Origin of the sequence: Actinacidiphila glaucinigra, from assembly GCF_035918135.1 — a bacterium.
In the GTDB taxonomy this organism is placed as follows: Bacteria; Actinomycetota; Actinomycetes; order Streptomycetales; family Streptomycetaceae; genus Actinacidiphila; species Actinacidiphila glaucinigra.
In genome coordinates this window covers 7,132,180-7,150,086 of the sequence record NZ_CP109144.1, presented here as the reverse complement: position 1 = coordinate 7,150,086, position 17,907 = coordinate 7,132,180, and the positions used below count along the sequence as shown (strand labels likewise).

The following is a 17,907-nucleotide window of genomic DNA, read 5'->3' as shown; positions in this document are numbered from 1 at the left end:
AACTGAGAGGGCTCGTGCAGAGGGGGACACCGGATCGGTGTCCCCCTCTGCGGCCTACGCCTCGCGGGCGGCGGTCAGGTGTTCCGCGTGTTCCTGGAGGGAGCGGACCCCGACGTCGCCCCGGTTCAGCGCGTCGATGCCCTGGACGGCGGCGGCGAGCGCCTGCACCGTCGTCAGGCACGGAACGCCGCGCGCGACGGCGGCGGTGCGGATGTCGTAGCCGTCGAGGCGGCCGCCGGTGCCGAACGGGGTGTTGACGATGAGGTCGATGGCGCCCTCGTGGATGAGCTCGATGACGGTCGGCTCGCCGTTGGGGCCTGTGCCCTCGCTCTTCTTGCGCACCACGGTGGCCTCGATGCCGTTGCGCTTGAGCACCTCGGCGGTGCCGGAGGTGGCCAGCAGCTCGAAGCCGTGCTCGACCAGCGCCCGGGCCGGGAAGATCAGCGCGCGCTTGTCGCGGTTGGCGACCGAGACGAAGGCGCGGCCCTTGGTCGGCAGCGCGCCGTAGGCGGCGGCCTGCGACTTGGCGTACGCGGTGCCGAAGACCGAGTCGATGCCCATGACCTCACCGGTGGAGCGCATCTCCGGGCCGAGGACGGTGTCGACGCCCCGGCCGTGCACGTCACGGAAGCGGCTCCAGGGCAGCACGGCCTCCTTGACCGAGATCGGCGCGTCCAGCGGCAAGGTGCCGCCGTCGCCGTGCGCCGGGAGCAGGCCCTCGGCGCGCAGCTCGGCGATGGTGGCGCCGAGCGAGATCCGGGCGGCCGCCTTGGCCAGCGGGACCGCCGTCGCCTTGGAGGTGAACGGGACGGTGCGGGAGGCGCGCGGGTTCGCCTCCAGCACGTAGAGGATGTCACCGGCCAGGGCGAACTGGATGTTGATCAGGCCCTGGACGCCGACGCCCTTGGCGATGGCCTCGGTGGAGGCGCGCAGCCGCTTGACGTCGTGGCCGCCGAGGGTGATCGGGGGCAGGGCGCAGGCGGAGTCGCCGGAGTGGATGCCGGCCTCCTCGATGTGCTCCATGACGCCGCCGAGGTAGAGCTCGTGACCGTCGTAGAGCGCGTCGACGTCGATCTCGATGGCGTCGTCGAGGAAGCGGTCGACCAGTACCGGGCGGTCCGGGCCGATCTCGGTGGACTCGGCGATGTAGGAGGCGAGGCGGGTCTCGTCGTAGACGATCTCCATGCCGCGGCCGCCGAGCACGTACGAGGGCCGGACCAGGACCGGGTAGCCGATCTCGTCGGCGATGGCCTTGGCCTCCTCGAAGGTGGTGGCCGTGCCGTGCTTGGGGGCGGGCAGGCCCGCCCGGTCCAGGACGCGGCCGAAGGCACCGCGGTCCTCCGCGAGGTGGATGGCCTCGGGCGATGTGCCGACGACCGGCACGCCGTTGTCCTTCAGGGCCTGGGCGAGGCCGAGCGGGGTCTGGCCGCCGAGCTGGACGACGACGCCCGCGACGGGGCCGGCCTGCTGCTCGGCGTGGACGATCTCCAGGACGTCCTCCAGGGTGAGCGGCTCGAAGTAGAGCCGGTCGGAGGTGTCGTAGTCGGTGGAGACGGTCTCGGGGTTGCAGTTGACCATGACGGTCTCGTAGCCCGCGTCGCTCAGCGCGAAGGAGGCGTGCACGCACGAGTAGTCGAACTCGATGCCCTGGCCGATGCGGTTCGGGCCCGAGCCCAGGATGATCACCGCGGGCTTCTCGCGCGGCGCGACCTCGCTCTCCTCGTCGTAGGACGAGTAGAAGTACGGGGTGCGGGCGGCGAACTCGGCGGCGCAGGTGTCGACCGTCTTGTAGACCGGCCGGACGCCGAGGGCGTGCCGGACCTCGCGGACGACGTCCTCGCGCAGGCCGCGGATCGCGGCGAGCTGCGCGTCGGAGAAGCCGTAGCGCTTGGCCTCGGCGAGCAGCTCGGGGTCGAGCTTGTCGGCGGCGGCGAGATCGTCGGCGATCTCCTTGATCAGGAAGAGCTGGTCGACGAACCAGGGATCGATCTTCGTGGCGTCGAAGACCTCCTGCGGGGTGGCGCCGGCCCGGATCGCCTGCATGACGGTGTTGATCCGGCCGTCCGTGGGGCGCACGGAGGCGAGCAGCAGCTCGCCCTTGTCGCCCGGGTCGCCGGTGAAGGCGAACTGGCTGCCCTTCTTCTCCAGGGAGCGCAGCGCCTTCTGCAGCGCCTCGGGGAAGTTGCGGCCGATGGCCATGGCCTCGCCGACCGACTTCATGGTCGTGGTGAGGGTGGCGTCGGCGACCGGGAACTTCTCGAAGGCGAAGCGCGGCACCTTCACGACGACGTAGTCGAGCGTCGGCTCGAAGGAGGCCGGGGTCTGCTCGGTGATGTCGTTGGGGATCTCGTCGAGGGTGTAGCCGACGGCGAGCTTGGCGGCGATCTTGGCGATCGGGAAGCCGGTCGCCTTGGAGGCGAGCGCCGAGGAGCGGGAGACGCGCGGGTTCATCTCGATGACGATGACCCGGCCGTCCTCGGGGTCGACGGCGAACTGGATGTTGCAGCCGCCGGTGTCGACGCCGACCTCGCGGATGACGGCGATGCCGATGTCGCGCAGGATCTGGTACTCGCGGTCGGTCAGCGTCATGGCGGGCGCGACGGTGATGGAGTCGCCGGTGTGCACGCCCATGGGGTCGAAGTTCTCGATGGAGCAGACGACCACGACGTTGTCGTGCTTGTCGCGCATCAGCTCCAGCTCGTACTCCTTCCAGCCGAGGATGGACTCCTCCAGGAGCACCTCGGTGGTCGGGGAGAGCGTCAGGCCCTGGCCGGCGATGCGGCGCAGTTCCTCCTCGTCGTGGGCGAAGCCGGAGCCGGCGCCGCCCATGGTGAAGGAGGGACGGACGACGACGGGGTAGCCGCCGAGGGTGTCGACGCCCGCGACGACCTCGTCCATGGTGTGGCAGATGACCGAGCGGGCGGACTCGCCGTGGCCGGTCTTGGCGTTGACGGCCGCGACGACGTCCTTGAACAGGTCGCGGTCCTCGCCCTTGTTGATGGCTTCGACGTTGGCGCCGATCAGCTCGACGCCGTACTTGTCGAGGACCCCGGCCTTGCTGAGCGAGATCGCGGTGTTGAGCGCGGTCTGGCCGCCCAGGGTGGGCAGGAGCGCGTCGGGGCGCTCCTTGGCGATGATCTTCTCGACGAACTCGGGGGTGATCGGCTCGACATAGGTGGCGTCGGCGATCTCCGGGTCGGTCATGATCGTGGCCGGGTTGGAGTTGACCAGGATCACCCGGAGGCCCTCGGCGCGCAGGACGCGGCAGGCCTGGGTGCCGGAGTAGTCGAACTCTGCGGCCTGGCCGATGACGATCGGGCCGGAGCCGATGACCAGGACGGACTGGATATCGGTGCGCTTAGGCACGCTGGCCCTCCATGAGCTTCACGAAGCGGTCGAACAGGTACGCGGCGTCGTGCGGACCTGCGGCGGCCTCGGGGTGGTACTGGACGCTGAAGGCGGGGGTGTCGAGCAGCCGCAGGCCCTCGACCACGTCGTCGTTGAGACACACGTGGGAGACCTCGACCCGCCCGTACGGGGTGTCGGCGACCTGGTCGAGCGGCGCGTCCACGGCGAAGCCGTGGTTGTGGGCGGTGACCTCGACCTTGCCGGTGGAACGGTCCTGCACCGGCTGGTTGATGCCGCGGTGGCCGTACTTCAGCTTGTAGGTGCCGAAGCCGACGGCGCGGCCGAGCAGCTGGTTGCCGAAGCAGATGCCGAACAGCGGCGTCCGGCGCTCCAGGACGCCCTGGATGACGGTCAGGTCCGCGGTGGCCGGGTCGCCTGGGCCGTTGGAGAGGAAGACGCCGTCGGGGTCGACCGCGTAGACCTCGTCCAGGGTGGCGCCGGCGGGCAGCACGTGCACCTCGATGCCGCGCTCGGCCATGCGTTGCGGGGTCATCCCCTTGATGCCGAGGTCGATCGCGGCGACGGTGAACTTCTTCTCACCGACCGCCGGGACGACGTACGGCTCCTTGGTGGCGACCTCGGCCGACAGGTCGGCGCCCTTCATCTGGGGGCTGGCCTGGACCGCGGCCAGGAGCGCGGCCTCGTCGGCCCGCGCCTTCTCGCCGGAGAAGATGCCGACCCGCATGGCGCCGCGCTCGCGCAGGTGACGGGTGAGCGCCCGGGTGTCGATGCCGCTGATGCCGACGACGCCCTGGCGGGTCAGCTCGTCGTCCAGGGTGCGGCGGGAGCGCCAGTTGGACGGCACGCGCGCGGGGTCGCGGACGACGTACCCGGCCACCCAGATGCGGGAGGACTCCTGGTCCTCGTCGTTGACGCCGGTGTTGCCGACGTGCGGGGCGGTCATGACGACGACCTGCCGGTGGTACGACGGGTCCGTCAGGGTCTCCTGGTAGCCGGTCATGCCGGTGGAGAAGACGGCCTCGCCGAAGGTCTCCCCCACGGCCCCGTAGGCGCGGCCGCGGAAGGTGCGGCCGTCCTCCAGGACGAGTACGGCAGGGACCCTCGCGGGCCGCTGGGTGGAGGTCGTCATCGTGCGCCTTCCTGGTCGTGCGTGAGAGTGTTCAGGGCCTCGACCCACGCGGCGTGCTCGGCGGCGTGGTCCGAGCGGAAGCCGGAGTCGATCAGCCGGTCCCCGTGCGCCCAGGTGACCACCAGCAGGCCGCCCTCGGTGAGGACCTTGCCGGCGATGCCCTTGTCGAGGCGTGCGCCGCGCAGATGCGCGGCCGGGACGAAGAAGCTCGGCGCGCCGGTGCGCTCGACGTCCAGTCCGCGGTCGGTGAGGGTGAGCTCGACCCGGCTGCGCACGCCGAGCCCGTGGGCGACGATCCGGTCCAGCCACTGCCCTGCCGTGGTGCTGCCGTGGTAGCGGCCGCTCGTCGTCAGCAGGGCGGGCCGGGGCTCGCCGGGCTCCTCGGGTGCGGTGGGGAGGGCCGGCAGGTCGCTCTGGAGGGTGCCGCGCCACTTCCAGCCCTGGCGCATCAGCCAGTAGACGAGGGCGATGAAGAGCAGCAGCCCGACGACCCAGCCGATGCGGGCCGACCAGTCGGTGACCTCGGCGGATTGCTTCCCCTCCGCCGCGATGAGTACCAGAGGTGTCACGAGAGCTTCCCGTCCATGACCGTCGCCTTGCCCCGCAGGAAGGTGGCGAACACCTGGCCCGGCAGCTCCAGACCCTCGTAGGGGGTGTTGCGGCTGCGGGAGGCGAAGCCCGCGGGATTCACCTCACCACGGTATGCCGGATCGACCAGGGTGAGGTTCGCGGGCTCACCAGCCGAGACGGGCCGTCCGTGGCCGGAGAGGCGGCCGATCACCGCGGGGCGGAACGACATCCGGTCGGCGACGCCGGCCCAGTCGAGCAGGCCGGTGTCCACCATGGCGTGCTGGACGACCGACAGCGCGGTCTCCAGGCCGATCATGCCCATGGCCGCCGCGCCCCACTCGCAGTCCTTGTCCTCGTGCGGGTGCGGGGCGTGGTCGGTGGCGACGCAGTCGATCGTGCCGTCGGCGAGCGCCTCGCGCAGCGCCATGACGTCGGCCTCGGTGCGCAGCGGCGGGTTGACCTTGTAGACGGGGTTGTAGGTGCGCACCAGTTCGTCGGTGAGGAGCAGGTGGTGCGGGGTGACCTCGGCGGTGACGTCCCAGCCCTTGGACTTGGCCCAGCGGACGATCTCGACCGATCCGGCCGTGGACAGGTGGCAGATGTGCACGCGGGAGCCGACGTGCGCGGCGAGCAGCACGTCGCGGGCGATGATCGACTCCTCGGCGACGGCCGGCCAGCCGGTCAGCCCCAGCTCGCCGGAGACGACGCCCTCGTTCATCTGGGCGCCCTCGGTCAGGCGGGGCTCCTGGGCGTGCTGCGCGACGACGCCGTCGAAGGCCTTCACGTACTCCAGGGCGCGGCGCATGATCACGGCGTCGTCCACGCACTTGCCGTCGTCGGAGAAGACCCGAACGCCGGCGGCGGAGTCCGCCATCGCCCCGAGTTCGGCCAGCTTCCTGCCCTCCAGGCCCACGGTGACGGCGCCGACCGGCTGGACGTCGCAGTAGCCGTGCTCGCGGCCGAGGCGCCAGACCTGCTCGACGACGCCCGCGGTGTCGGCGACGGGGAAGGTGTTGGCCATCGCGTGGACGGCGGTGTAGCCGCCGGCGGCGGCGGACCGTGTGCCGGTGAGGACGGTCTCGGAGTCCTCGCGGCCGGGCTCGCGCAGGTGGGTGTGGAGGTCGACCAGGCCCGGCAGGAGGATCTTGCCGTCGGCCTCGACCACGGTGGCGCCCTCGGGGGCGGTCAGGTCCGGGCCGACCTCGGCGATGGTCTCGCCGTCGATCAGGACGTCCTGCGGCTCGCCGCCGAGGATCCTCGCGCCGCGGATCAGCGTCTTCGGGGTCGCGCTCATGCTTGGTTGTTCTCCTCGGTGCGGGCGGGGGCGGGGGCGGAGACGGCGGGCTCGGCGCCACCGAGCAGCAGGTACAGCACGGCCATGCGGATGCTGACGCCGTTCTTCACCTGCTCGACGGCGGTGCAGCGCGGCGAGTCGGCGACCTCGGCGGTGATCTCCATGCCGCGGTTCATCGGGCCGGGGTGCATCACGACGGCGTGCTCGGGCAGCGCGGCCATGCGGAGGCCGTCGAGGCCGTAGCGGCGGGAGTACTCGCGCTCGGTGGGGAAGAAGGCGGCGTTCATGCGCTCGCGCTGGACGCGCAGCATCATCACGGCGTCGGACTTGGCGAGCACCGCGTCCAGATCGTAGGAGACCTCGCAGGGCCACTCCTCGACGCCGATCGGCAGCAGGGTGGGCGGCGCCACCAGGGTGACCTCGGCGCCGAGCGTGCCGAGCAGCAGCACGTTGGAGCGGGCCACCCGGCTGTGCAGGACGTCGCCGACGATCGTGATCCGGCGGCCGGCCAGGTCGCGGCCGGGACCGGACAGGTGGCGGCGCATGGTGAAGGCGTCCAGCAGCGCCTGCGTGGGGTGCTCGTGGGTGCCGTCGCCGGCGTTGACCACGCTGCCGCCGATCCAGTCGGAGTACGCCAGCCGGTGCGGGGCGCCGGACATGTGGTGGCGGATGACGACGGCGTCGGCGCCCATGGCCTCCAGGGTGAGGGCGGTGTCCTTCAGGGACTCGCCCTTGGACACCGAGGAGCCCTTGGCGGAGAAGTTGATGACGTCGGCCGACAGACGCTTGGCGGCGGCCTCGAAGGAGATGCGGGTGCGGGTCGAGTCCTCGAAGAAGAGGTTGACGACCGTGCGGCCGCGCAGGGTCGGCAGTTTCTTGATGGGCCGGTCGGCGACGCGGGCCATCTCCTCCGCCGTGTCGAGCACGAGGAGGGCGTCGTCGCGGGTGAGGTCGGCGGCCGAGATCAGGTGGCGCTTCATCGGGTCACTCCGGAGGATGCGTGCGGGGGCGGGCCGGGTGGCGGCACGCCACGTCTCCCGGGCAGGCCGGGTGGGGACGGGCGGGCAGGGCGCTGCCCCGGGAGCCGGGGCGGCGCTCGCGCTACTCGTCCGCCGGGGAGCCGTCGCGTACGCCGAGCAGGACGCAGTCGCGCCCGTCCTCCTCGGTCAGGTGGACCTTGACGGTCTCGCGCAGCGAGGTGGGGATGTTCTTGCCGACGTAGTCGGCCCTGATGGGCAGCTCGCGGTGGCCTCGGTCGACCAGGACCGCCAGCTGCACGGCCCGGGGGCGGCCGATGTCGCCCAGCGCGTCGAGGGCGGCGCGGATCGTGCGGCCGGAGAAGAGCACGTCGTCGACGAGGACGACCAGCCGGCCGTCCACGCCGTCGGCCGGGATGTCGGTGCGGGCGAGCGCGCGCGCCGGGCGGAGCCGCAGGTCGTCGCGGTACATGGTGATGTCGAGCGAACCGACCGGGACCTTGCCGCCGGTGATCTCGTCGAGCTTGTCGGCGAGCCTGCGCGCCAGATGGACGCCGCGGGTCGGGACGCCGAGCAGCACCACGTCGTCGGCGCCCTTGGCACGCTCGACGATCTCGTGGGCGATGCGGGTCAGAACCCGCGCGATGTCCGGGGCCTCGAGGACGGGCCGGGACGGATCGGAACCGATGGTGCCCATGAAAAAGGGACCTCCTTCCCCGCCTCACGGGACGGGCCTTAAAGGACGCCAAAACTTACGGTTCCACCGTATCAGGCACCCTGGCGTGCTCCCTGGCGGGGCCTGGCGGCCGCCTGGCGCGGCTCTCGGGGCGGGTCCGCCGCCCGTACCACGATCGACCGCGGATCCCGGCCGAAAGGCCGGTGACCGGCCATTCCTCGCTCTTCCGGGGGACCGGTGTGGACCATTCGGCTTGACGGATTCCAATTACGCTGCGTAACCTCACAGTGAGTTACTGAGTTTCCGTCCGGGGAGCCATATGTCCAGCGATTACGCCAAGCAGCTCGGAGCAAAGCTCCGCGCCATCCGCACGCAGCAGGGACTCTCCCTCCACGGCGTCGAGGAGAAGTCCCAGGGCCGCTGGAAGGCCGTGGTGGTCGGTTCCTACGAGCGCGGCGACCGCGCAGTGACCGTGCAGCGCCTCGCCGAGCTCGCCGACTTCTACGGCGTTCCGGTCCAGGAGCTGCTGCCCGGTTCCGCGCCCGGCGGTGCCGCCGAGCCGCCGCCGAAGCTCGTCCTCGACCTCGAGCGGCTGAGCCAGGTGCCCTCCGACAAGGCCGGTCCGCTGCAGCGCTACGCCGCCACCATCCAGAGCCAGCGCGGCGACTACAACGGCAAGGTGCTGTCGATCCGCCAGGACGACCTGCGCACCCTCGCCGTCATCTACGACCAGTCGCCCTCGGTCCTGACCGAGCAGCTCATCAGCTGGGGCGTCCTCGACGCGGACGCACGGCGCGCGGTGCAGCACGAGGAGGGCTGAGCCCTCGGGAAGCAGAAACGTCCCGCCCCTTGGGCGCGGCCGCCAGGCCGCGTCTGAGGGGCGGTTGTGTTTGCCGCCCCGGCGCCCCCGCGCCGGGCCGCCGGCCGGACATGCCACGGGCCCGGAACGCGATGCGTTCCGGGCCCGGTGAGCACGCGCGGGACTAGTCGTCCCGCAGGCCCGGCTTCAGCTCCTTGAGGCGGGCGAGCAGGCCGTTCACGAACGAGGGGGACTCGTCGGTGGAGAACTCCTTGGCCAACTGCACCGCCTCGTCCAGGACGACGGCGTCGGGGACGTCGTCCTCCCAGATCAGCTCGTAGGCGCCGAGCCGCAGGATGTTCCGGTCGGTCACCGGCATCCGGTCGAGGGTCCAGCCCACGGCGTGCTTCGACAGCAGTTCGTCGATGCGCTTCGCCCGCTGGGCATAGCCCTCGACGAGCTGCATCGTGTATTCGCTGACCGGCGGCTGCCGGTCGTCGGTCCGGGCGAGCCTGATCCAGTCCGCCATGGCGGTCGTGGGCGCGACACCCCGCTGCTCCGCCTCGAAGAGGATCTGGAAGGCACGCTTGCGGGCCTTGTTACGAGCGGCCACGGTTAGCTGGTCACCCGGCCGAGGTACTCACCCGAGCGGGTGTCGACCTTGATCTTCTCACCGGTGGTGATGAAGAGCGGGACGCCGATCTCGTAGCCGGTCTCCAGCTTGGCGGGCTTGGTGCCACCGGTGGAGCGGTCGCCCTGGACGCCGGGCTCGGTGTACTCGATGACCAGCTCGACGGCCGCCGGGAGCTCGATGTACAGGGGCGAGCCCTCGTACATGGCGACGACGGCCTCGAAGCCCTCCAGGAGGAAGTGGGCCGCGTCGCCGACGACCTCGGGGGTGATGTAGACCTGGTCGAACGTGTCCATGTCCATGAACACGAAGCTCTCGCCGTCCTTGTAGGAGAACTGCATCCCGCGCTTGTCGACGTTGGCCGTCTCGACCTTCACGCCGGCGTTGAAGGTCTTGTCGACGACCTTGCCGGAGAGCACGTTCTTGAGCTTCGTACGGACGAAGGCGGGGCCCTTGCCGGGCTTGACGTGCTGGAACTCGACGACGGACCAGAGCTGGCCGCCGTCGAGCTTGAGCACGAGGCCGTTCTTGAGGTCGTTCGTGGTGGCCACGGTTGCGGAATCTCCTGCACTGCTGCTTCGGGGACCCAAGAGCCGCGGCCGCCCCTCTACAGGGCGAGCAGCTCCTTGGTCGTGATGGTGAGTAGCTCGGGCCCGCCGTCCGTCGGTGGACGCACGACGAGTGTGTCGTCGATGCGGACACCGCCGCGGCCCGGGATGTGGACTCCCGGTTCGACGGTGACCGGCACGCAAGCGTCCAGTTTACCCATGGCCGAGGGGGACAGCCGAGGGTCCTCGCCGATCTCCAGTCCGACACCGTGTCCGGTGGTCTCCCCCAGCGCCTCGCCGTGGCCCCCGGACTCCAGTACATGGCGCGCCGCGTGGTCCACGTCGCGGCAGGCGGCGCCGGGTGCGAGGGCCTCGCGGCCGGCCCGCTGGGCTGCGAAGACCAGGTCGTACAGCTCGATCTGCCAGTCCGCGGGTGTGGTGCCGATGACGAAGGTCCGCCCCACCTCGCAGCGGTAGCCGCGGTAGCAGGCACCCAGGCAGACGGTGAGGAAGTCGCCCTCCTCGACGCGCCGGTCGGTGGGCAGGTGGCGCGCGGCACCCGAGTGCGGGCCCGTGCCCACGCAGGTGGGGAAGGCGGGGCCGTCGGCCCCGTGGTCGATGAGACGGCGCTCCAGCTCCAGGGCGAGGTGGCGTTCGGTGCGGCCCACCAGGATCGACTCCAGGAGCTCGCTGAGCGCCTGGTCGGCGATCTCGGCGGCGATCCGCAGCGCCGAGATCTCCTGCTCGTCCTTGACCAGGCGGAGCTGCTCAACGGCGGAGCCGAGGTCGGAGAGGCGTACGCCGGGGGCCGCGCCGCCGAGGGCGCGGTGCCGTGCGACGGTGAGATGGTGCTCCTCGACCGCCAGGGCCTCCGCCTTGCGGTCCGCGGCCAGCGCGGCGGCGGTGACGGCCGGGTCGCCCTCGGGGCCGGACAGGACGACGCCCCGTACGTCGTCCGGCAGCCGGCCCTCGGCCAGGTCGCCGGACGGATGACGGTGGTGGACCAGCACGTCCTCGGGACCCGGGCCCACCAGCAGCACGGTCCCCGGCGGGGCGCAGCCCGTCAGATAGCGGACGTTGGCTGGTCGGGAGACGAGCGCCGCCGCCGATCCGGCCGCCGCGCAGCGGTCCCGAAGGCGTTCCCTGCGGGCAGCGTGCACCTCGGACATGTGGCGAGCGTACGTCGCGTGCCGCCGGTCGGCCTGTCGAGAGCTGCCGGGTGGCGGCTACCAGGCGGGCGGGCCCTGCAGGCTGCGGGTGACGACGCTGTCGAGCGCGGCGGCGGCCGCGGCGACGTCGAGGTGGGAGTTGTCGATGATGGGCAGCCCGGAGCCGTACCAGCCGGCCATGCGGCCGTGGATGCGGGCGACCTCCTCGTCCGAGAGCCGCCGGTTGCCGCTGCGCTGGGCGTTGCGGGCCAGCACGATGTCGAGGCCGGGCAGGAGGACGACGGGCAGCAGACCGGGCCCGACGTGGCGCTTCCAGCCGCCGAGGCCGACGACCGGGCGGTCGGGGAAGACCGCGTCGTCGATGATGCAGGAGATGCCGTTCGCCAGGAAGTTGCGGGCCGCGAATCCGCAGGTGCGGCGGGCGAGGCGGTACTGCGCCTCGGAGTTGTCGTTCCAGCCGGACTGCGGGTCGGCGAAGCCGGAGCGGACCCACTCGCGGACGTCGTCCAGGCTGACGTGGGCGGTGGGTACGCCCCGGTGGTCGGCCCAGTGCCGGGCGATGGTCGTCTTGCCCGCACCGGCCGCGCCGATCAGCAGGACCGCGACGGGGCCGTGCGTGGCGCGCGGGAGCGGAGCGCCGGCTCCGGCGGCGGACTGCGCGGGCGGCTGGACCGGATGCTGTACGGGAGCTCCCTGGGCCATCGGGAAGTGGCCGGTGGTGCCCGGGGGCTGCGGCGGCGGCCCTGGCTGCCCTGCCTGCTGCCCACCGTGCGGCGGTGGCAGCGGCGCACCCACGGCATGCTGCATCGAGGCCACTCCGTCCGTACGAGAGCTTTCAGGTTCGACCGAACGGTACCGTCAACGGCCGCAGTTGTGTGAACGGCCGGGCAGCCCACGGGGTGCCCGGCCGTTCGGGACCCGTCGTCCCGTGCGCGTGCGCGCCTACTTGGAGATCTCCGCGTATGCGGCGAGGAGCACCCCGGGGTCGGGGGCCTCCAGGACGGTCGGCTTGGCGAGGCCGTCCAGGACGATGAAGCGCAGGCGGTCGCCACGGGACTTCTTGTCCACCTTCATCGTCTCCAGCAGCCGCGGCCACTGGTCGCCGCGGTAGGTCAGCGGCAGGCCGACGGACTCCAGGACGGAGCGGTGGCGGTCGGCGGTGGCGTCGTCCAGCCGGCCGGCGAGGCGGCCGAGCTCGGCCGCGAAGACCATGCCGATGGAGACGGCCGCGCCGTGCCGCCAGTTGTAGCGCTCGTTCTTCTCGATGGCGTGGCCGAGCGTGTGACCGTAGTTGAGGATCTCGCGCAGGCCCGACTCCTTGAGGTCCGCGGAGACCACCTCGGCCTTGACGCGGATGGCGCGCTCGAGGAGCTCGGCGGTGTGCGGGCCCCCGGGGCCGCGGGCGGCGGCCGGATCCTGCTCGATCAGGTCCAGGATCACGGGGTCGGCGATGAAGCCGGCCTTGATGATCTCGGCGAGACCGCTGACGTAGTCGTTGACCGGCAGCGACTCCAGCGCCGCGAGGTCGCAGAGCACCCCGGCAGGGGGGTGGAAGGCCCCGACGAGGTTCTTGCCCTCGGCGGTGTTGATGCCGGTCTTGCCGCCGACCGCGGCGTCCACCATGCCGAGCACGGTGGTCGGCACGGCGACCCAGCGGACCCCGCGCAGCCAGGTCGCCGCGACGAACCCGGCGAGGTCGGTGGTGGCACCGCCGCCGACGCCGACGATGACATCCGTACGGGTGAATCCCGACTGGCCGAGCGCCCGCCAGCAGTACGCCGCGACCTCCGTGGTCTTGGCCTCCTCGGCGTTGGGCACCTGGATGGCGACGGCCTCGTAGCCCTGCTCCGCCAGGTCCTCGCGCAGCGCCTGGCCGGTGGCCTCCAGGGCCTCGGGGTGGATGACGGCGACCCGCGCCGCCCTGTCGCCGATCAGGCCCGGCAGCTCGCCGAGCAGCTGCCGGCCGACCAGCACCTCGTACGGCTCGGTGCCCTCACTGCCCCCGACCCGGATGCGGATGGGGGCGTGTACGGCGTGCTCCGTCATGCGTTCTTCAGCTCCAGTGCGTCCAGGACGGCGTCCGCGACGTCCTCGGGGGTCCGGCCCTCCGTGCCGACCACGGCGCGGGCGACCTCGGTGTACAGCGGGCGGCGGGCCTCCATCAGCTCCCGCCACTGCCGCCGCGGGTTGACGGCGAGCAGCGGGCGGGCGGTGTCGAGGCCGACGCGCTTGACCGCCTCTGCGACGTCCATGTCGAGGAAGACCACGGGCAGGCCGGAGAGCAGCTTGCGGGTGTCCTCGTCGAGGATCGAGCCGCCGCCGAGCGCGAGTACGCCCCGGTGCTCGGCGAGCGCCGCACGGACGGCCGCCGCCTCCAGCGCGCGGAAGTGCTCCTCGCCGTCCTCGACGAAGATGTCCGCGATCGGCCGGCCCTCGGCCTCGACGATGTCGGCGTCGGTGTCGCGGCAGGTGGTGCCGAGCCGCTGGGCGAGCAGCTCGCCGACGGTGGTCTTGCCGACCCCCATGGGGCCCACCAGGACGACGACCGGGGCGCTCATCGGATCACCAGGTTGTCGAGGTAGCCGCGCACGTTGCGGCGGGTCTCGGTGACGCTGTCGCCGCCGAACTTCTCCGCGACCGCGTCGGCCAGGACCAGGGCGACCATCGCCTCGGCGACGATGCCCGCGGCCGGGACGGCGCAGACGTCGGAACGCTGGTGGTGGGCCTGGGTGGCCTCGCCGGTGGTCACGTCCACGGTGGCCAGGGCGCGCGGCACGGTGGCGATGGGCTTCATCGCGGCCCGCACCCGCAGCAGCTCGCCGGTGCTCAGACCGCCCTCGGTGCCGCCGGAACGGCCGCTGGAGCGGCGGATGCCGTCCTCGGTGGAGACGATCTCGTCGTGCGCCTGGGAGCCGGGGACGCGGGCGAGCTCGAAGCCGTCGCCGACCTCGACGCCCTTGATGGCCTGGATGCCCATGAGGGCGGCGGCCAGCCGGGCGTCCAGCCGGCGGTCCCAGTGCACATGGCTGCCGAGGCCGACGGGCACGCCGTAGGCGAGCACCTCGACGACGCCGCCGAGGGTGTCGCCGTCCTTGTGGGCCTGGTCGATCTCGGCGACCATCCGCTTGCTCGCGTCGGCGTCGAGGCAGCGCACGGGGTCGGCGTCGAGCCTGTCGACGTCGGCGGGGGTGGGGTAGACCCCGTACGGGGCCTTGGCCGAGGCGAGCTCCACCACGTGGGAGACGATCTCGATGCCGGCCGTCTCCTTGAGGTAGGAGCGGGCCACGGCGCCGAGCGCGACCCGGGCGGCCGTCTCACGGGCGGAGGCCCGCTCCAGGATCGGCCGGGCCTCGTCGAAGCCGTACTTCTGCATCCCCGCGAGGTCGGCGTGGCCGGGGCGCGGCCGGGTCAGCGGGGCGTTGCGCGCGAGCCCGGCGAGGACCTCGGGATCCACCGGATCGGCCGCCATGACCTGCTCCCACTTGGGCCACTCGGTGTTCCCCACCATGATCGCGACCGGGGAGCCCATGGTGAGCCCGTGGCGCACGCCTCCGAGGAAGGTGACCTGGTCCTGCTCGAACTTCATCCGGGCACCGCGGCCATAGCCGAGCCGCCGCCGCGCGAGGTGGTCCGCCACCATCTCGGTGGTGATCGGCACACCGGAGGGCAGACCCTCCAGCGTCGCGACGAGTGCGGGGCCATGCGACTCCCCCGCGGTCAGCCAGCGCAACCTGCTCAACGGTGCTCGCTCCTTCATCATCGCCCGGACCGCGGCGAGGCGGACCGGACCATCTGTGCGTAAACCGATCCTTTCACGTCCGGTGGCGAAGTCGGGGCGCGGTCCGCTGGGCGGACAGCTCCGTGGACACCTCCGTGGACCGCTGCGGACCGTTCAGGAGCGGTGCAGCGCCGCCTCGCCCGCCGCCCGCATGGCCGCCAGGGGGGCCGGTTTGCGGCCGGTCATCAGCTCCACCTGCAGCACCGCCTGGTGCACCAGCAGGTCGAGCCCGCCGACGACGGCCCCGCCGCACCCCGCCCAGGCGGACGCCAGGGCGGTGGGCCACGGGTCGTACAGCACGTCGAAGAGGGTGCCGGGCCGCTCCGGCACGTCGGCGGCGAGCGCGTCCGCTGTGCCGGCCGGTGTCGTGGAGATCACCAGGGGCGCGGAAAGGGCCTCGGCGGCGTCCTCCCATGCGGCCGTCCGCACGGCCACACCGAGCCGCTCGCCCCACTGCCGCATCTCGTCGGCGCGGGTGTCGCTGCGCACGTACGCGGTGACCTCGCCGTCGCAGATCTGCGCCAGCGCGGCCAGCGCGGACGAGGCGGTCGCCCCGGCGCCGAGGACGGCGGCGGAGGCGACGCGTTCGACGCCGCGCTCGCGCAGGGCCGCCACCATCCCGGGGATGTCGGTGTTGTCGCCCAGGCGGCGCCCGTCCTCGGTGAGGACGAGTGTGTTGACGGCCTCGACGGCGGAGGCGGTGTCGCCGACCTCGTCCAGCAGCGGGATGACCGCCCGCTTGAGCGGCATCGTGAGCGACAGCCCCGCCCAGCGTCCGTCGCCCGGCAGGTCGGCCAGCCCGGCCAGGAACCCGGGCAGCGCGGCCTCGTCGACCTCGTAGCGGTCGTACGTCCAGTCGGTCAGACCCAGTTCCGTGTAGGCGGCGCGGTGCAGCACCGGGGAGAGGGAGTGCGCGATCGGCGATCCGAGGACCGCTGCCCTAGGCACGCGACGCCTCCCGAGGGCTCTTCGTCATGGGCTGGTCCCCTCGGCTGCGTGGTGTCCGGCGGTTCGGGCCGCCCCTCACAGGCCGGGGTCGGCCCCATCGAGTCTAGGGCCCGGTGATCCGCCGGGGCCGGGCAGCACCAGGGAGCCGCACGGGGGATGTTCCCCGCGCGGCGCCCCGGTGGCGGCTCAGCCGTTGTGCTTCTTGTCGAACTCCCTGGCGAGCTTGTCGTGCTCCGCCAGCGTCTCCGTGAACTCGGTCGTGTGCCCGTCCAGAGAGATGAAGTAGTACCACTTGCCCGGTTCGGGATCCATGGCCGCGGCCAGCGCCTTCGCGCCGGGGTTGCCGATCGGTCCCGGGGGGAGTCCCCGGTAGTAGTACGTGTTGTAGGGGTCGTCGAAGGTCCGGAGCTCCTTGAGCGAGAGATTGATCTCGCTCTGGTTCTTCAGGTAGTTGTACGTCGAGTCGAACTCGAGCTTGCCGTTGGTCTCGGTGTTGGTCGGCTTGAGGCGGTTGTAGACCACCCGCGACATCTTGCGGAAGTCCTCGTCCGACTTGCCCTCGGCCTGCACCAGGCTGGCCAGGGTGACGACCTGCAGCGGCGACTCCAGCCCCAGCTTCTCCGCCTTCGACTCCACGTCGTACTTGGTGTACTGCTTCTTGGCGTTGGTGACCATGCTGCGCAGCAGGTCGACGGGCTTGGTGTCCTTGCCGACGCTGTAGCGGCTCGGCCAGAGGAAGCCCTCGAGCGGGTCCTTGATCTCCTTGTTGTCGTCCGCCCAGTCGGGCAGCCCGAGCTTGCCGATCTGGTCCTCGGCGACCTTGGCGGTGGTGCCCTTGTCGAGCCCCAGCTTGGCGTCGACGATCTCGTAGATCTGCACGTCGCGCAGGCCCTCGGCGATGACCAGGACGTTCTGCGACTTCGGGTCGAGCATCATCGTGACGGCGCTGGAGGCGGCCATCTCCTTGTGCAGGACGTAGACGCCCGCCTGGATGGAGTTACCGTCGGGGTCCTTGCTGACGGCCGCGGTGAAGGCGTCGACGCTCTTGACCACGCCGGCCTTCTTGAGGATGTTGCCGATCTGGATACCGCTCGCACCCTGCGGGACCTCGACCTGGACCTCGCCGCTGCCCTTCCCCGCGAAGTCCGGCGGCGGGCCGAAGTTGCTCTGGTAGTAGCGGTAGCCGAACCAGCCGACACCGGCGATGCCGCCGCCGAGGACGACCAGCACGACCAGGCACGCCATGCCTGAGCGTCGCTTCTTGCCGCCCTTCCCGGTCTTGCCGCCCTTGCCCCCGTTGCCCGCACGGCCACGCCGGTCGTTGCGGCCCGGCTGCGGCTCGTCGTCCTCGTCGTCGTCCGCGCCGGAGAAGAACGAGTGGTCGTCGGCGGCGCCCGCCTCTTCGTCCCAGAGCGGGGCGTCCTGCTCGGCCGGGCGGGAGCGCTGCTGCCGTTGCGGCGGCTGCTGCTGCGGTTGCGGCGGGTGCTGCTGCGGTTGCTGCTGCAACTGCTGCGGCTGCTGGTACTGGGGCTGCTCTTCCGGGTAGCGCTGGTCGGGCCGCTGCGGGGGCGGGTAGCCGCCCTGCCCGTAGTAGTCGGGCTGCTGCTGGCCGCCGTAGCCGTCCTGGCCGTAGCCCGCCGGGGCGCCCCAGGAGTCGTACTGCTGCTGGGGGTCGTACGGATACTGCTGCTGCTGACCGGTGTTGCCGTAGGGGTCCCAGCCGCCCTGCTGTTGCTGGTACTGCGGGTGCTGCTGGTTCTGTGGGTGCTGGGGCTGGTGCTGGTGCTGTACCTGCTGAGGTTGCTGCTGGTACTGGGAATGCTGCTGGTGCTGCTGGTGCTGCTGGTATTGCTGCTGCTCCGGGTGTTGCTGCTGCCCCCACTGATCGCCGAAGAGAGGGTCTTCGGGGTGCCATGCTTCGGAGCCCGGGCTCCGGCCATAGTCAGTCATCGATCCCCTACGGTTCGGTTCGCGAGGCGGCAGCAGGCCGGCGCTTGTGGCGCGGGCGGGACGGGCCCG

General features: G+C 71.9%; 16 protein-coding genes. 1 reads left to right on the top strand and 15 read right to left on the bottom strand.

Annotation, left to right across the window (positions count from 1 at the left end; genetic code table 11):
• Positions 1-54: 54 nt before the first annotated feature.
• The 6 genes from carB to pyrR form a co-directional block, all read right to left on the bottom strand.
• Entirely contained in the window at positions 55-3,366 is a 3,312-nt protein-coding gene (gene carB, locus OIE69_RS32220; RefSeq protein ID WP_326577783.1) for a carbamoyl-phosphate synthase large subunit, read from the bottom strand.
• A complete protein-coding gene (gene carA / locus OIE69_RS32215; RefSeq protein ID WP_326577782.1) occupies positions 3,359-4,498 on the bottom strand; it encodes a glutamine-hydrolyzing carbamoyl-phosphate synthase small subunit in 1,140 nt (379 codons plus the stop codon). The genes carB and carA overlap by 8 nt, the downstream gene beginning before the upstream one ends.
• Entirely contained in the window at positions 4,495-5,067 is a 573-nt protein-coding gene (locus tag OIE69_RS32210; protein WP_326577781.1) for a PH-like domain-containing protein, read from the bottom strand. The genes carA and OIE69_RS32210 overlap by 4 nt, the downstream gene beginning before the upstream one ends.
• Positions 5,064-6,362 (bottom strand): dihydroorotase, encoded by a 1,299-nt coding sequence (locus OIE69_RS32205; RefSeq protein ID WP_326577780.1) that lies wholly within the window; start codon positions 6,360-6,362, stop codon positions 5,064-5,066. Before OIE69_RS32205 ends, OIE69_RS32210 begins: the two co-directional genes overlap by 4 nt.
• Entirely contained in the window at positions 6,359-7,342 is a 984-nt protein-coding gene (locus tag OIE69_RS32200; protein WP_326577779.1) for an aspartate carbamoyltransferase catalytic subunit, read from the bottom strand. The genes OIE69_RS32205 and OIE69_RS32200 overlap by 4 nt, the downstream gene beginning before the upstream one ends.
• A 121-nt stretch (positions 7,343-7,463) precedes the next feature.
• Complete coding sequence (gene pyrR / locus OIE69_RS32195) at positions 7,464-8,036, bottom strand: bifunctional pyr operon transcriptional regulator/uracil phosphoribosyltransferase PyrR (protein WP_326577778.1); 573 nt, start codon at positions 8,034-8,036, stop codon at positions 7,464-7,466.
• A gap of 298 nt (positions 8,037-8,334) precedes the next feature.
• Here pyrR and bldD point away from each other — a divergent pair, with 298 nt between their 5' ends.
• Positions 8,335-8,835: a transcriptional regulator BldD gene (gene bldD / locus OIE69_RS32190; protein ID WP_018564185.1), complete on the top strand. Its 501-nt coding sequence runs from the start codon at positions 8,335-8,337 to the stop codon at positions 8,833-8,835.
• Between the two features lie 163 nt (positions 8,836-8,998).
• Here bldD and nusB read toward each other — a convergent pair whose 3' ends face one another.
• The 9 genes from nusB to mltG all read right to left on the bottom strand — a co-directional run bounded on the left by nusB (position 8,999) and on the right by mltG (position 17,838).
• Positions 8,999-9,427, bottom strand: a complete 429-nt coding sequence (gene nusB / locus OIE69_RS32185) for a transcription antitermination factor NusB (protein ID WP_326577777.1) — start codon at positions 9,425-9,427, stop codon at positions 8,999-9,001.
• A 2-nt stretch (positions 9,428-9,429) separates the two neighbouring features.
• The gene (efp, locus tag OIE69_RS32180; protein WP_326577776.1) at positions 9,430-9,996 is read right to left on the bottom strand and encodes an elongation factor P; all 567 of its coding nucleotides are present in this window, start codon (positions 9,994-9,996) and stop codon (positions 9,430-9,432) included.
• Positions 9,997-10,052: 56 nt separating this feature from the next.
• The gene (locus tag OIE69_RS32175) at positions 10,053-11,162 is read right to left on the bottom strand and encodes an aminopeptidase P family protein (protein ID WP_326577775.1); all 1,110 of its coding nucleotides are present in this window, start codon (positions 11,160-11,162) and stop codon (positions 10,053-10,055) included.
• Between the two features lie 57 nt (positions 11,163-11,219).
• A complete protein-coding gene (locus tag OIE69_RS32170; protein WP_089227778.1) occupies positions 11,220-11,969 on the bottom strand; it encodes an AAA family ATPase in 750 nt (249 codons plus the stop codon).
• A gap of 135 nt (positions 11,970-12,104) precedes the next feature.
• Positions 12,105-13,208, bottom strand: a complete 1,104-nt coding sequence (aroB, locus tag OIE69_RS32165; protein WP_326577774.1) for a 3-dehydroquinate synthase — start codon at positions 13,206-13,208, stop codon at positions 12,105-12,107.
• Positions 13,205-13,720, bottom strand: a complete 516-nt coding sequence (locus OIE69_RS32160) for a shikimate kinase (protein ID WP_018564191.1) — start codon at positions 13,718-13,720, stop codon at positions 13,205-13,207. Before OIE69_RS32160 ends, aroB begins: the two co-directional genes overlap by 4 nt.
• Positions 13,717-14,901 carry a chorismate synthase gene (gene aroC / locus OIE69_RS32155; RefSeq protein ID WP_326577773.1) on the bottom strand — a complete coding sequence of 395 codons (1,185 nt, stop codon included), beginning with the start codon at positions 14,899-14,901 and terminating at the stop codon, positions 13,717-13,719. Before aroC ends, OIE69_RS32160 begins: the two co-directional genes overlap by 4 nt.
• A gap of 153 nt (positions 14,902-15,054) precedes the next feature.
• Positions 15,055-15,888 (bottom strand): shikimate dehydrogenase, encoded by an 834-nt coding sequence (locus OIE69_RS32150; RefSeq protein WP_326577772.1) that lies wholly within the window; start codon positions 15,886-15,888, stop codon positions 15,055-15,057.
• A gap of 186 nt (positions 15,889-16,074) precedes the next feature.
• A complete protein-coding gene (mltG, locus tag OIE69_RS32145; protein WP_326577771.1) occupies positions 16,075-17,838 on the bottom strand; it encodes an endolytic transglycosylase MltG in 1,764 nt (587 codons plus the stop codon).
• Positions 17,839-17,907: the final 69 nt, after the last annotated feature.

What these genes read in the sequence shown, in the direction of transcription:
- carA (WP_326577782.1), bottom strand. Translation starts at nt 4,498, where the DNA reads ATGACGACCTCCACCCAGCGGCCCGCGAGGGTCCCTGCCGTACTCGTC.
- OIE69_RS32205 (WP_326577780.1), bottom strand. Translation starts at nt 6,362, where the DNA reads ATGAGCGCGACCCCGAAGACGCTGATCCGCGGCGCGAGGATCCTCGGC.
- OIE69_RS32200 (WP_326577779.1), bottom strand. Translation starts at nt 7,342, where the DNA reads ATGAAGCGCCACCTGATCTCGGCCGCCGACCTCACCCGCGACGACGCC.
- pyrR (WP_326577778.1), bottom strand. Translation starts at nt 8,036, where the DNA reads ATGGGCACCATCGGTTCCGATCCGTCCCGGCCCGTCCTCGAGGCCCCG.
- bldD (WP_018564185.1), top strand. Translation starts at nt 8,335, where the DNA reads ATGTCCAGCGATTACGCCAAGCAGCTCGGAGCAAAGCTCCGCGCCATC.
- OIE69_RS32175 (WP_326577775.1), bottom strand. Translation starts at nt 11,162, where the DNA reads ATGTCCGAGGTGCACGCTGCCCGCAGGGAACGCCTTCGGGACCGCTGC.
- OIE69_RS32170 (WP_089227778.1), bottom strand. Translation starts at nt 11,969, where the DNA reads ATGCAGCATGCCGTGGGTGCGCCGCTGCCACCGCCGCACGGTGGGCAG.
- aroB (WP_326577774.1), bottom strand. Translation starts at nt 13,208, where the DNA reads ATGACGGAGCACGCCGTACACGCCCCCATCCGCATCCGGGTCGGGGGC.
- OIE69_RS32160 (WP_018564191.1), bottom strand. Translation starts at nt 13,720, where the DNA reads ATGAGCGCCCCGGTCGTCGTCCTGGTGGGCCCCATGGGGGTCGGCAAG.
- mltG (WP_326577771.1), bottom strand. Translation starts at nt 17,838, where the DNA reads ATGACTGACTATGGCCGGAGCCCGGGCTCCGAAGCATGGCACCCCGAA.